The 12,208-nt window shown below is 48.8% G+C and carries 16 protein-coding genes; 12 read left to right on the top strand and 4 right to left on the bottom strand.

What is annotated here, in order from left to right; all coding sequences use genetic code 11:
* Positions 1–6: 6 nt before the first annotated feature.
* Positions 7–651: a DUF4254 domain-containing protein gene (locus MJ769_RS12745; protein WP_239237525.1), complete on the bottom strand. Its 645-nt coding sequence runs from the start codon at positions 649–651 to the stop codon at positions 7–9.
* A gap of 650 nt (positions 652–1,301) precedes the next feature.
* Between MJ769_RS12745 and MJ769_RS12740 the strand changes: the two genes are divergently transcribed.
* The 4 genes from MJ769_RS12740 (at position 1,302) to MJ769_RS12725 (ending at position 5,000) form a co-directional block, all read left to right on the top strand.
* A complete protein-coding gene (locus MJ769_RS12740) occupies positions 1,302–2,411 on the top strand; it encodes an aromatic ring-hydroxylating oxygenase subunit alpha (protein WP_239237524.1) in 1,110 nt (369 codons plus the stop codon).
* 136 nt (positions 2,412–2,547) lie between these two features.
* Positions 2,548–3,396 carry a DMT family transporter gene (locus MJ769_RS12735; RefSeq protein ID WP_239237523.1) on the top strand — a complete coding sequence of 283 codons (849 nt, stop codon included), beginning with the start codon at positions 2,548–2,550 and terminating at the stop codon, positions 3,394–3,396.
* A gap of 21 nt (positions 3,397–3,417) precedes the next feature.
* Positions 3,418–3,768, top strand: a complete 351-nt coding sequence (locus MJ769_RS12730) for a SpoIIAA family protein (RefSeq protein ID WP_239237522.1) — start codon at positions 3,418–3,420, stop codon at positions 3,766–3,768.
* Between the two features lie 65 nt (positions 3,769–3,833).
* Positions 3,834–5,000: a DesA family fatty acid desaturase gene (locus MJ769_RS12725; protein ID WP_239237521.1), complete on the top strand. Its 1,167-nt coding sequence runs from the start codon at positions 3,834–3,836 to the stop codon at positions 4,998–5,000.
* Positions 5,001–5,238: 238 nt separating this feature from the next.
* Here MJ769_RS12725 and rpmG read toward each other — a convergent pair whose 3' ends face one another.
* The 3 genes from rpmG to xseA form a co-directional block, all read right to left on the bottom strand.
* A complete protein-coding gene (rpmG, locus tag MJ769_RS12720; protein WP_239237520.1) occupies positions 5,239–5,394 on the bottom strand; it encodes a 50S ribosomal protein L33 in 156 nt (51 codons plus the stop codon).
* 13 nt (positions 5,395–5,407) lie between these two features.
* Positions 5,408–5,644 (bottom strand): 50S ribosomal protein L28, encoded by a 237-nt coding sequence (rpmB, locus tag MJ769_RS12715; protein ID WP_239237519.1) that lies wholly within the window; start codon positions 5,642–5,644, stop codon positions 5,408–5,410.
* 168 nt (positions 5,645–5,812) lie between these two features.
* Positions 5,813–7,174, bottom strand: coding sequence for an exodeoxyribonuclease VII large subunit (xseA, locus tag MJ769_RS12710; RefSeq protein ID WP_239237518.1), 1,362 nt, complete (start codon positions 7,172–7,174; stop codon positions 5,813–5,815).
* 293 nt (positions 7,175–7,467) lie between these two features.
* On the opposite strand from xseA, the gene MJ769_RS12705 reads away from it, so the two are divergent.
* Genes MJ769_RS12705 through MJ769_RS12670 form a run of 8 tightly spaced genes read left to right on the top strand, consistent with a single transcriptional unit; the run spans position 7,468 to position 12,078 of the window.
* Positions 7,468–8,076, top strand: a complete 609-nt coding sequence (locus tag MJ769_RS12705; RefSeq protein WP_239237517.1) for a MotA/TolQ/ExbB proton channel family protein — start codon at positions 7,468–7,470, stop codon at positions 8,074–8,076.
* A 3-nt stretch (positions 8,077–8,079) separates the two neighbouring features.
* Positions 8,080–8,493, top strand: coding sequence for an ExbD/TolR family protein (locus MJ769_RS12700; RefSeq protein ID WP_239237516.1), 414 nt, complete (start codon positions 8,080–8,082; stop codon positions 8,491–8,493).
* Positions 8,494–8,513: 20 nt separating this feature from the next.
* Positions 8,514–9,506 carry a tetraacyldisaccharide 4'-kinase gene (gene lpxK / locus MJ769_RS12695; protein ID WP_239237515.1) on the top strand — a complete coding sequence of 331 codons (993 nt, stop codon included), beginning with the start codon at positions 8,514–8,516 and terminating at the stop codon, positions 9,504–9,506.
* Positions 9,487–9,675: a Trm112 family protein gene (locus tag MJ769_RS12690; protein WP_239237514.1), complete on the top strand. Its 189-nt coding sequence runs from the start codon at positions 9,487–9,489 to the stop codon at positions 9,673–9,675. Before lpxK ends, MJ769_RS12690 begins: the two co-directional genes overlap by 20 nt.
* Positions 9,675–10,469, top strand: a complete 795-nt coding sequence (gene kdsB, locus MJ769_RS12685; RefSeq protein WP_445083098.1) for a 3-deoxy-manno-octulosonate cytidylyltransferase — start codon at positions 9,675–9,677, stop codon at positions 10,467–10,469. Before MJ769_RS12690 ends, kdsB begins: the two co-directional genes overlap by 1 nt.
* Positions 10,466–11,152 (top strand): adenylate kinase, encoded by a 687-nt coding sequence (adk, locus tag MJ769_RS12680; protein ID WP_239237512.1) that lies wholly within the window; start codon positions 10,466–10,468, stop codon positions 11,150–11,152. Before kdsB ends, adk begins: the two co-directional genes overlap by 4 nt.
* On the top strand, positions 11,149–11,550 hold the full coding sequence (locus MJ769_RS12675) for a GlcG/HbpS family heme-binding protein (RefSeq protein ID WP_239237511.1): 402 nt from the start codon (positions 11,149–11,151) through the stop codon (positions 11,548–11,550). The genes adk and MJ769_RS12675 overlap by 4 nt, the downstream gene beginning before the upstream one ends.
* 3 nt (positions 11,551–11,553) lie before the next feature.
* Positions 11,554–12,078 carry a gamma carbonic anhydrase family protein gene (locus tag MJ769_RS12670; protein WP_239237510.1) on the top strand — a complete coding sequence of 175 codons (525 nt, stop codon included), beginning with the start codon at positions 11,554–11,556 and terminating at the stop codon, positions 12,076–12,078.
* Positions 12,079–12,208: the final 130 nt, after the last annotated feature.

Raw genomic sequence — 12,208 nt, 5'->3', positions numbered from 1 at the left:
AAATACTCACAATTTACTTTCTGCCACCAACGCCGGATTCAACTGCGGATCGTTGTACATTTTGAATTGGCGATAAACTTTGAAGTATGCTCGGCCCGCTTGTGTATCAACTAGCAACTCGTCCAGGCAAGCACCCAAGTCGCTGCGCTGCTCATTCAACCGTTCTAATTTTCTAAGACACGTTAAACGATGAGCTTCATCAACTTCAAAACGCTCGGTTTGCTGACGCATGGCGCATATCTTCAGTGCGAGGATCGACATTCTGTCGATCATACTGCCAGCGGTCTCGCTATTCAAACGCGCATTATTTGTTACTTTGCTGATCGGCGAATCAGTTCGTGCAGAGGCAGCATCCACCAGCTCAAGGGCGATTAATAACTGTTCATCAATACATTCAATGGCATCATTGCGGGCTTGATTGTAGCGATCAATAGCGCGTTTATTGTTGGCGATATCAATGTCGCTGACCTTAACACGGCGAGCCAAATCTTCCTGCGCCCAAAGCAGACAATTGTTGAAATGATTCTTGATGATCCACTTCCATAACTCAGTTCCATCAGTATTATGTATGAGTGAAGATTCAGAACAAGATGGGTTAGCCAAGTAAGAGTCGTGAAACGTGGCGACAAAGTTACTTGTAATCAGGTACATATTAATTTTCTTTGTTTTTTGCAGAAGGATATTTGAGTGGATTTCGCTGTTCGCTTGTAAGCGCGAGTGCTTGGCAAGCACACTGTAATTCTACTACGGGAAACTTTGTGGGTAGACTAATTATCGGCGATTAAACAGAATCTTCTTTCTAATGTGAACCAAAAATAATGAGGTCAAATATTTATATAAGATATTGAAAAATAATGTGTAATATGAATTTAATATTTAAGTTTATTTATCTAGGAAACTTCAGGAACAAGTAGTGTAACTGTATGTGGATGATGGACTGCCGATGAAGAGCTGATGCGCCGATTACTGATTCGTAGCAAATGATTTAGATAGTATTTGACACCATCAAGTATGTGATTAATTTTCGGCAGTTGTGGTGTGGGGTTTGAAACCGATCGGCAATGAATGGAATCCGGCCGACTTTGTATGGAACATTAAGCCAGTGATGGCGATTGAAAATATACCGTTCCGATAGGCTCGCTTGTGGGCTAAGTAAACCGACAATTCATGTGCTACAAGTGCTGATAGTATATTGCTCGCTACAGAATGACAGTTTTTGTTGCCCCCCCCTGCAATTTTAAGGGACAATTTGACTATGTTTGCCCGTAACGTATTTATTTTTTTGCAAGGAAAATGTTGGTATGTCCGAGATCGCCAAGATCTATCAGTTTACTCAAGCTCTCACACAACCGCCATTGCGTTGGTATTTCGATCCGAAAATTTTGGAGATTGAGCAGCGCATATTATTCGATAATGGCCCTGGCTATATCGGGCACGAACTGTTGGTTCCAAACCTCGGCGATTACCATGTTCTGAACTGGATGGATAATGCCAAAATGTTGGTGCGTAATAAAAACGGGGTGGAGCTGCTCTCCAATATATGTCGCCATCGTCAGGCCATCATGCTTGAAGGCCGTGGTAGCGCACATAATATTGTGTGTCCGCTGCATCGCTGGGCGTACCAACTGGATGGTCAGCAGTTGGGCGCACCGCACTTTCCACAGAACCCCTGTCTGCACCTAGATAAAACTCCGTTGCAACACTGGAATGGTTTGCAATTCGCTGGTAAACGCGATATCACCAAAGATCTGGCGGATATACCTGTTCTAAAGGAATTGGATTTTTCAAATTATCAACTGGATCGTGTAGAGATAGATGAATATGCTTTCAATTGGAAGACTTTCATTGAGGTATATCAGGAGGACTACCATGTAGCGTCGTTTCATCCCGGCTTGGGTAAGTTCGTCAATTGTGACGATTTGCATTGGGAATTCGGTGACTGGTATAGCGTGCAAACTGTAGGCATCAATCATGGCCTGCGCAAAGCTGGCAGTGTTGCCTACGGCAAATGGCAGGAGCAGGTACTGCGTTATAACAACGGCACGTTACCCAAATATGGCGCGATCTGGCTCACTTATTACCCTAACATCATGGTGGAGTGGTATCCCAATACATTGGTGGTTAGCACTGTTATTCCGCGTGGTGTCGATGCCTGCACTAACATTATGGAGTTTTACTACCCCGAAGACATCGTGCTATTCGAGCGTGATTATGTCGAAGCGGAAAAGGCTGCCTACCGAGAAACCGCGCTTGAGGATGACACCATCTGCCTGAAAATGCATCAGGGGCGCAAATGGCTGCACCAGCATGGTATCGAAGATGCTGGGCCGTATCAGTCTCCGACCGAGGATGGCCTGCTGCATTTCCATGAGTTTCTGCGGCGCCAGCTTGATCCGCATTTAGGAGAGTGATCATCATAATCGCCATTAGAAAATTCCGCGTATTGTCTTGCCCGTGCGGGCGAGACTCCTATTTAGGTAAACGGTCAGATTCCCTTTTGCGCGAGATTCGCTATTTTTTAAGCTCCCGCTTATATAATCCGTAAGAATGGGCGCACTATGGATGCTGGTTGCCGGGTTTCTTTTCGGCTGCATGGGGGTGTTTGTCAAACTTGGCGCAGAATATTTTTCTCATATTGAGTTAGTATTTTATCGTTCTATTCTTGGGTTATTGATGATCTACGCCGTCATCCGCCAACGAGGGCTGTCGCTGTCGACCCATCACTTGAAGCTGCACTTATGGCGCGGCATTTCAGGGACTATTGCGCTGATGCTATATTTTTACTGCATCACCGTGCTGCCGCTGGCTACCGCAGTAACGCTAAATTACACTGCACCACTCTACCTCTCTATCCTGACGATGCTAGCCTTTAAGGAGCATTTCCGCCCGGCTATCTCCGGCGCCATCCTGCTGGGATTTTGTGGTGTAATATTGCTACTGCATCCGACGTTGGCTCAAGATCAACTCATCCCCGGTCTAATCGGACTAATTTCCGGCCTCTTGGCTGGTATCGCTTACCTCAATGTCAAACAGCTTGGGTTAGGGGGGGAGCCTGGATGGCGTGTGGTGTTCTATTTTAGTCTGATTGCCACTATTGGTAGCGGTGTCGGCATGTTATTCGGAACCATTAACCCGATCACTGCGCCTGGTTTATTTATCTTGCTTGGACTCGGCAGCACTGCCACGTTAGCGCAGCTAGCCATGACCCGCGCCTATCACACCGGAAAAACGCTAGTGGCGGGCAGTTTGTCCTACAGTACCGTTATATTCGCGAGTATATTCGGCATGATCTTATGGGGTGAGACATTGCCACTGATGGGATGGATAGGCATGGGACTCATCATTGCAGGCGGTGTGTTAAGCTTGAAGTTGGCTCCCAAGCACGGCGGCGCATAACTAACAACGAAGAGACTTAATATGATCACAATTGAACAAACCCACACCCTGCTCAATGTTGCTGTGCTGGGAGAATTCACCTTGGCCGATTTCAAGCAGTTCGAGGAACACGCGCTCTACATGCTTAAATCACCCGGCACGGTCAATCTTTTATTCGACCTACGTGACATGATCAGTTACACGGTGGATGTCGCATGGGAGGAGATCAAGTTTTTCAACCGTGAACACCTGCATGCCTTCAGCAAGATTGCGGTTATTACCGACGATCAGTGGATTACATGGCAGACTTGGCTATCGCGCATGTTCGTGGATGCTGATATACGCGTATTTACCGATTATGAACAGGCAAAAATCTGGGCGGCTACAGCTTAATAAGCTCTTAAATTATGCTAAAATTCCAAGTTATACTTTACAGCCGATATTTCAGGAGATAGTAAATGTTTTCAGGTTTTATTGATTTGCCATGGTGGGGCTATATCGTTGTTGCACTGACCTTAACCCATATTACTATTGCATCGGTCACCATTTTTTTGCACCGCCATCAGGCACATCGCGCACTGGATTTGCATGCTATTCCCAGTCATTTTTTTCGTTTCTGGTTGTGGCTAACCACCTCTATCGTTACGAAGGAATGGGTCGCCATCCACCGCAAACACCATGCTAAATGCGAGACAGAAGAAGATCCACATAGCCCGGTTATTCTTGGCATCAAGAAAGTGCTATTGGAAGGTGCTGCTCTCTACCGTAAAGAAGCCGAGAATCAGGCAACATTAGACAAATACGGCCACTGCACACCGAACGACTGGCTGGAAAACAATCTTTACAGTAAGCGCAGCGAGGTCGGTATCGCGCTGATGCTGATCATCAACGTGCTGTTATTTGGCCCTCTTGGTTTAACCATATGGGCCGTACAAATGGCATGGATACCTATTAATGCTGCTGGTATTGTCAACGGTATTGGACACTACTGGGGTTATCGCAATTTTCAGACAGAGGACGCGTCCACCAACATCGTGCCATGGGGTATTTTCATCGGCGGTGAAGAGCTGCACAACAACCACCATGCTTATGCCTCCTCCGCCAAGCTTTCCAGCAAGTGGTATGAAATCGACATCGGTTGGTTTTACATCCGTGTTTTAGAAACATTCGGTCTAGCACAAGTGAAGAAACGTGCCCCGCGAGTTCGCCTGAACCAAGCCAAGACCTCTTGTGATATGGAGACACTGCACGCCGTTATCGCTAATCGCTACGAAGTTGCAGCCAGATATGCCAAATTATTGAAAAAAACCTACTCGACGGAAATAGTCCAACTCAAACTGCAAGCCACAGATAAAATTGATGTGGCACGTATCAAACACTGGCTGCATTTGGATGAAAGCGTTTTGACTGAACAACAAAAAACGAAACTAGGTGTGGTAATTAAAGCCAGCGGTATCCTACGGACAACCTATACCTTACGCCAAGAGCTGACCGCCATCTGGCAAAGCTCTACGGCCACCAAGGAGCAGTTAGTTAAACAACTGGAAGACTGGTGTCATCGTGCGGAAAGCAGCGGTATTGCAGCGTTACAGGAGTTCTCTCAACGACTACGTTGCTACGCTTAGGGATGAGAGAGTGGCCGATATTCCGTTTTTTGGGTACTGTCGAGATGCCGCCTAGGTGTTTTGAGTTGCAGCACACAAAAGCGAGGAAAAATGACGCAATGCGCTCGTCAGTGCATCCAAAAGCATGGTCTTTCTTGCATCCTCATCCTTTAGAAGGTTTCTTGTGCAGATGTAAATAAAAAGTAAATAAAAAACCCGCCTAGGCGGGTTTTTTATGCGTCTTAACAAAGCGAATAGCTTACTTTAGCTTGGTTTCTTTGTACATCACATGTTTGCGTACTACTGGATCAAATTTCTTGATCTCAAGCTTTTCCGGCGTAGTACGCTTATTTTTGTCCGTAGTATAGAAATGACCAGTGCCGGCGCTGGATTCGAGCTTGATTTTTTCACGCATCTTTCGTTACTCCTTAAACGTTTTCGCCGCGAGCGCGCATTTTAAACAACACCGCATCGATACCATTTTTGTCAATGGTACGTAACCCAGCATTTGTTAGGCGCAAGGATACCCAGCGATTTTCAGTTTCAACCCACAAGCGACGACGCTGCAAATTCGGCAGGAAACGACGCTTTGTTCTATTATTGGCGTGAGATACATTGTTTCCCACCATCGGGCGTTTCCCCGTTACTTGACAGACGCGAGCCATAGCTATTTCTCCAACTAGTTTGCAAAACCGTAATTCTACTCTAAAACCTCCTGCCTGATCAACTTGTCGTTATCGTATCAAGTTAGCGGGATTTGCATTGCCCATTTCCTTTAATGGTATACCTTTCAAGGCATACCAACTCGGTATTCCTATTCTTTGTTTACACACTTAATCTGTATTGGGAAAGCCTTCACCTTTTTCTATTAATTCTACTTGTGCCCAACCATGTGCGAAGGTGATGTCGAGGCGCGCGCCTAAAGGCAAAGCAGTACTGTCCATAATAATTGCACCGCGCGCATCACGCACCATACTGTAGCCGCGCGCCAATACCTGTTGTGGATCGAGATGGTCAAGATGTTGCTGCAGGCTACCTAGCCGCGCATCGTAGCGTTCCAGTAAGCGTTGCATGACTTCAAGCAGGTCGCGCGCCAAAGTTGTCTGTCGTGCACCAAGCTGCTCAATGTTTGGGCGCACCGCACGTAAACGCCGCTGCATCGACTGCCAACACCATTGCTGGCGCTCCAACATATTGACTAGCACGTTTTGCAAGCGTCGCTGCAGATTGTCGAGGTGCTGAGTTTGTTGTTGCACTCGCTGAGCGGGATGAACTAGACGACGCTGCAAATAGTCAAGCTGCTGCATCACATTTTCGAATTGACGCTGTTTGCCACGTGCTAATCGCTGTGCCAAATGACACATGCGTTGCAGCAGCTCCTGCCGTTCCGGCACAATCAGTTGTGCTGCCGCAGTGGGTGTCGCTGCGCGCTGATCAACGACAAAATCAGCGATAGTAAAATCAGTTTCGTGGCCAATGCCGCTCACTATCAGAATACGGCTGGAGAAGATGGCACGCACGACAATTTCTTCGTTAAAGGCCCATAAATCTTCAATACTGCCACCCCCGCGACATAACATTAGCACGTCGCACTCCGCGCGCTCATTAGCCAAGCGAATGGCTTGTACGATTTTTTGCGCCGCTCCCTCTCCTTGTACCGGTGTGGGATACAGCACGACCGAGATACTTGGCATACGCTTAGCCAAGGTAATCAACACATCGCGCAATGCTGCTGCTTGCGGCGAGGTGATAATGCCAATTTGCTTAGGAAAAAAGGGCAGTGGCCGTTTTCGTGCAGCATCAAACAGGCCTTCGACTTCCAATTTGTGTTTTAGGCGCTCGAATGCATCATACAGCGCACCCAGTCCAGCTGGCCGCATCTGTTCAAGCGTCAATTGAAATTCACCACGAGCTTCATACAGCGTGGCCAGAGCCAACACTTCTACTTGCATACCATTTTTTGGTAGCCAGTCAAGGTACTGATTTTTGTGGCGGAACATCACGCAGCGCACTTGCGCCTGCTCATCTTTCAGGGAAAAATACCAATGCCTGGATGTGGCGCAGACAAAATTTGAAATCTCACCGCGCACCCATAGCAGTGGCAAGCCATTTTCCAATAGTTGCTTAGCTGCCTTGTTGAGCTCTTGTACACTGAATATATGATTTTTTTCATCTTCAATTAATTTAAAAATCATATTGACATATCTTTGAATAATCCGTGATTTGAAAAAGATGCCCTATCCAACACCAAAATTATAGCGCAACACTTTTGTGGTTTATAGTATCTATCTGTTTTTACTGTATTTTATAAAAGTGAATGAATTTAGTATCACAATTCATTCACAATGACGCTATGAAGCATATCAACATAATTGATATACAAAGTTACAGGGACATTCGGGTTAGCGTGTCTGGAGAAATCTTGCTCAAACAAGAGCGACCAGATACAGTTCCGCTTTATTAATTTAAGCATGTTTGGAGAAATTCAGTGTATGTCATTGTAGAAGCGGCTGGTTGGCCGATTTGGTTTTTGATAGTTGCATCTGTGATTGCCGTTGGGATAATTGGAGAACGCTTGGTGAACCTACGCAACAAAAAAATCGCACCAGCAGAGCTATTCGATGAAGTAATCAATGAACTTAAGCAGCGCGGTGTCAGCGATGCCATGCTTTCCCGCTTGGAGGCAGGATCCCCGCTCGGGCGTATCTTTGCCGCTGGCCTTAAGAATATTAAAAGCCCATCCACAGTGATGAAAGAATCTGTCGAGGAAGCAGGGCGCGCCGCAGCGCATGAGCTTGAACGCTTTCTAACCACATTAGGCACAGTTGCTTCAATCAGCCCTCTGTTAGGGCTGTTCGGCACCATGGTGGGAATGATAGAAATTTTCGGCGTGCAAAATTCCGCAGGAAATGCCCCCGCCGCACTCGCCCATGGCATTTCGATAGCCTTGTACAACACGGCATTCGGCCTGATGGTGGCTATCCCGAGTATGATTTTCTATCGCCATTTTCGCGCTAAAGTGGCTAGCCTTACCATCGAGATGGAACAGCAAGCAATCAAGCTGATTGAAACCATACATGGCGCACGCCGAGGTTAAGCCATGAATTTTCAACGTGGTCGCATGCGTGAGGAACCAGAAATCAACCTGATTCCAATGATAGATGTATTCCTGGTAGTTATAATTTTTCTAATGGTGACTACCACATACGCAAAATTCTCAGAACTACAGATTAACCTGCCGCAGGCCAGTGGTGAGGAAACAAACTCGAAAGCAACACAAATCAATGTGTCAGTCGATGCTTCGGAGCACTACGCTATTAACAATGCGGCCACAACATTCAATAGCGTACAAAATATGTCTCAAGCGCTGCGCTCAGCAGCAGGCGAGCAAAAAGATCCTGTCATCATTATTAACGCTGATGCCAAGGCGCCGCACCAAGCCGTAATTAACATCATGGAAGCAGCGCGTCTTGCTGGTTATGGCCGCATTACCTTTACCACCAGCCGGAAATAACGGGCGGCCAGGCTAAAGGAATGCAGGGGCTAGAGCAACACTGGTATCGCATCACTCCGCTCCATCTCATCCTGTTGCCTATTAGCTTCATATTCCAAGTGCTCGCGGCAACCCGCCGTGTGCTTTACCGTAGCGGCATTTTAACGAGCGTAAAGCTGCCGGTACCTATCATTGTGGTGGGCAATATTACCGTTGGTGGCAGCGGTAAAACACCGCTTACACTATGGCTGGCACAGCAATTAATCGATAGCGGCTGGCATCCTGGCATCATCAGTCGTGGCCACGGTGGCACCACTAAATCTCCGCTGGCCGTGTATGTGTCGAGCAGCCCCATTGAGGCTGGCGATGAAGCAGTGCTGATGGCGCAACGCAAGTTGTGTCCGGTGTGGATCGGGCGCGACCGCGTTGGCGCAGCTCGCGCGCTGCTAAAGGCTCATCCCGAATGCGATATCGTACTGAGCGATGATGGCCTGCAACATTACCGCTTGCAACGCGATTTCGAAATCGCAGTAGTGGATGGTGTGCGTCGCTTTGGTAATGGCTTTTTGCTACCAGCGGGTCCGTTGCGTGAACCACTTTCACGCCTGACTCAGGTGGATGCCATAGTCGTTCACGGAGGTGCAGCCACCGAAGACCAACACAGCATGCAACTCTTTGGCCAAAGTTTTTACAATCTGCTCAATTCGAATGCCACCGCACAAGCTGCCGATTTTTTCGGCCAACGTCTGCATGCCCTTGCCGGGATCGGCCACCCGCAGCGATTTTTCACGCATCTAAACCTCCTTGGGTTGAAAGTACAAGCCCACCCTTTCCCAGACCACCATCGCTTCACGCCCGCCGATCTGGACTACATTGAGGCAGACGCAATACTCATGACGGAAAAAGATGCGGTAAAATGCGCAACATTCGCTAATGAAAAATGCTGGGTGCTGCGCGTGGATGCACAGCTGGATTCCTTGATTACCCAACAAATCTTAGAAAAGGTTACTCCTGATGGACGCCAAACTGCTTGAAATCCTGGTTTGCCCGTTGTGCAAATCCCCACTGGTTTACCGCAAAGCCGAAAAGGAATTAATCTGCAAGGCGGATCGCCTGGCATTTCCTATACAGGATGATATTCCCGTGATGCTGGCAGATGAGGCGCGCAAACTTACCCCGGAAGAAATCGAACAGCTTCGATGATCGCTTTTCATGTCGTCATTCCGGCACGCTTCGCCTCTACTCGCCTGCCGGGTAAGGCGTTACTGCCGATTGCCGGCAAGCCTATGGTGGTACGAGTTGCCGAGCAATCCGCGCAGAGCGGCGCGCAACAAATCTGGATTGCCACCGATCATCAGTCCATCGTGGCTGCCGTGCATGAATATGGCTTCAAGGTCTGCCTGACCCATGTTCACCACGCCAGTGGTACTGACCGTATTGCCGAAGTGGTGGAGCAACTTGAGTGGCCCGACGACACGATTGTAGTCAACGTACAGGGCGACGAACCCCTGATGCCACCCGCACTGATCAGTGCCGTAGCGCAACACCTGCACGATCACCCGGAGTGCGCCATCGCCACTGCCTGCCATCCCATCCATGATGACGAGGCCATGCGCAATCCCAACATTGTCAAAGTGGTGCTGGACAGACAGAGCAATGCCCTGTATTTCAGCCGCGCCCCCATTCCTTATCCACGTGATGCGCTTACCCCTGGCGCTGCGCTACCGGAAAATCTTATGGTAATGCGCCACATCGGAATTTATGCCTACCGTGCCGGTTTTTTGCGTGCTTTTCGCGAACTCGCCCCTGCCGCCATTGAACAAATTGAGGCGCTGGAACAGTTGCGTGCGTTGTGGCACGGCTACAAAATTGGAGTTGCCGTTAGCGCAGAAGCACCACCCAGTGGAGTGGATACCGAACAAGATCTGCATACTGCCCGCAAGCTGTTTGACAGCAAGCGTATAATCAACGACCAAATTAACGGAGCACCATTATGAAACTTATTCTGCTAGGCGCACCTGGCGCCGGTAAAGGCACCCAAGCCAACTTGATTAAAGAGAAATTCAATATCCCTCAAATATCAACCGGAGATATGTTGCGCGCGGCAGTCAAGGCGGATACCCCGCTGGGACAAGCAGCCAAAAAGATAATGGATGCAGGTGGATTGGTATCTGACGACATCATCATCAACCTTGTGAAAGAACGCATCAAAGAAGCAGATTGCGCCAATGGCTTCCTGCTGGATGGTTTTCCGCGCACCATACCGCAAGCTCAAGCAATAAAAGATGCCGGCATCGACATTGACTTCGTGGTGGAAATCGAAGTGCCGGATAGCGACATCATTCAGCGCATGGATGGCCGCCTCGCCCATCCCGCTTCGGGGCGTACCTACCATATAATATTCAATCCACCCAAAGTACCGGGCAAGGATGACATCACCGGTGAAGACTTGATACAACGCCCGGATGACCGCGCAGACACCGTCAGAAAACGTCTTGAGGTTTATCACGAACAGACCAAACCACTCGTCGAGTACTATTTGGCTTGGGAGAAAAGTGGATCAGCCAAGGGCAAATGCGACAAATCAAACGCGCCGCACTGTATCAACATTCCCGGCATCGGCAGTGTGGATAGCATACGTGACCGAATATTCAACGCATTGGCAGCACATCAGCCATGATCAGCAAACCCATTCTCACACTTGACGATGCCAAAAAAATAGCTGCGGCTGCCGAGGCCGAAGCACTGCGCAACGCTTGGCGAGTCGTGATTGCTGTCGTGGATGATGGTGGTCATCTGCTCTACCTTCAACGCAACCATGACACCCAGTTTGGCAGTGTGGAAATCGCCATCAAGAAAGCGCGGGCAGCGGTTGCCTTTCAGAAGCCTACTAAGGTTGCCGATGACGCGGTGCTGAATGGTCGCTTGGTACACCTTGTCCTGCCGGGCGCACTTCCCGCTGAAGGCGGTATACCACTCATGCATAACGACCAGATCATCGGTGGACTCGGCGTCAGCGGCGTACGCTCGCCTGAGGACGGGCAGATCGCGCAAGCTGGCGCAGCGGCGCTCGGCTGATTCATGCTTTACACCTTGTCAGGCCGTACGCCGGAATTAATCGGACAACAGCATTACGTCGCGCCCAATGCCAGCGTCATCGGCTCGGTCATACTCGAAAATAATGTCAGCATCTGGTTCAACGTAGTGATACGTGGCGACAATGAACCCATCCACATCGGCGCCAACAGCAACGTTCAGGATGGAGTAGTAATGCACACCGACCCCGGTGCACCGCTCACAATTGGTAACAACGTCACTGTCGGCCACATGGCGATGCTGCACGGTTGCACCATCGGTGACGGCAGCCTGATCGGCATCCACAGCACCATTCTTAATCACGCTGTAATCGGGCGCAACTGCCTGATAGGCGCGCATACTCTGATTACCGAAGGCAAAGTAATCCCCGACAATTCACTGGTGGTCGGTTCTCCCGGCAAAGTAATGCGCAGCCTGAGAGAAGAAGAAATCGCAGCCCTGCATGCCAATGCTGGGCGTTACGTGGAGAATCTTGGTCGCTATCGGGACTCGTTGGTGAGCATTAGCTAATCCCGCGTCGCTGACAAAATAGTTTCGGCCCTCGCTGATAAGCGGCGAAGTTCAAGTTGGCGATGTGGAAACAATGGAGTCGGCTACCGTATGAGTGCAGCAGTCAAAATCGCCAACTGGATTGAAAAAA

Source organism: Candidatus Nitrotoga sp. BS (assembly GCF_927797785.1).
Lineage (GTDB): Bacteria > Pseudomonadota > Gammaproteobacteria > Burkholderiales > Gallionellaceae > Nitrotoga.
The sequence above is the reverse complement of the archived record's forward strand: the minus strand, read 5'-3'. Positions and strand labels throughout refer to the sequence as shown.

What these genes read in the sequence shown, in the direction of transcription:
- MJ769_RS12745 (WP_239237525.1), bottom strand. Translation starts at nt 651, where the DNA reads ATGTACCTGATTACAAGTAACTTTGTCGCCACGTTTCACGACTCTTAC.
- MJ769_RS12740 (WP_239237524.1), top strand. Translation starts at nt 1,302, where the DNA reads ATGTCCGAGATCGCCAAGATCTATCAGTTTACTCAAGCTCTCACACAA.
- MJ769_RS12735 (WP_239237523.1), top strand. Translation starts at nt 2,548, where the DNA reads ATGGGCGCACTATGGATGCTGGTTGCCGGGTTTCTTTTCGGCTGCATG.
- MJ769_RS12730 (WP_239237522.1), top strand. Translation starts at nt 3,418, where the DNA reads ATGATCACAATTGAACAAACCCACACCCTGCTCAATGTTGCTGTGCTG.
- MJ769_RS12725 (WP_239237521.1), top strand. Translation starts at nt 3,834, where the DNA reads ATGTTTTCAGGTTTTATTGATTTGCCATGGTGGGGCTATATCGTTGTT.
- rpmG (WP_239237520.1), bottom strand. Translation starts at nt 5,394, where the DNA reads ATGCGTGAAAAAATCAAGCTCGAATCCAGCGCCGGCACTGGTCATTTC.
- rpmB (WP_239237519.1), bottom strand. Translation starts at nt 5,644, where the DNA reads ATGGCTCGCGTCTGTCAAGTAACGGGGAAACGCCCGATGGTGGGAAAC.
- xseA (WP_239237518.1), bottom strand. Translation starts at nt 7,174, where the DNA reads ATGATTTTTAAATTAATTGAAGATGAAAAAAATCATATATTCAGTGTA.
- MJ769_RS12700 (WP_239237516.1), top strand. Translation starts at nt 8,080, where the DNA reads ATGAATTTTCAACGTGGTCGCATGCGTGAGGAACCAGAAATCAACCTG.
- lpxK (WP_239237515.1), top strand. Translation starts at nt 8,514, where the DNA reads ATGCAGGGGCTAGAGCAACACTGGTATCGCATCACTCCGCTCCATCTC.
- MJ769_RS12690 (WP_239237514.1), top strand. Translation starts at nt 9,487, where the DNA reads ATGGACGCCAAACTGCTTGAAATCCTGGTTTGCCCGTTGTGCAAATCC.
- adk (WP_239237512.1), top strand. Translation starts at nt 10,466, where the DNA reads ATGAAACTTATTCTGCTAGGCGCACCTGGCGCCGGTAAAGGCACCCAA.
- MJ769_RS12675 (WP_239237511.1), top strand. Translation starts at nt 11,149, where the DNA reads ATGATCAGCAAACCCATTCTCACACTTGACGATGCCAAAAAAATAGCT.
- MJ769_RS12670 (WP_239237510.1), top strand. Translation starts at nt 11,554, where the DNA reads ATGCTTTACACCTTGTCAGGCCGTACGCCGGAATTAATCGGACAACAG.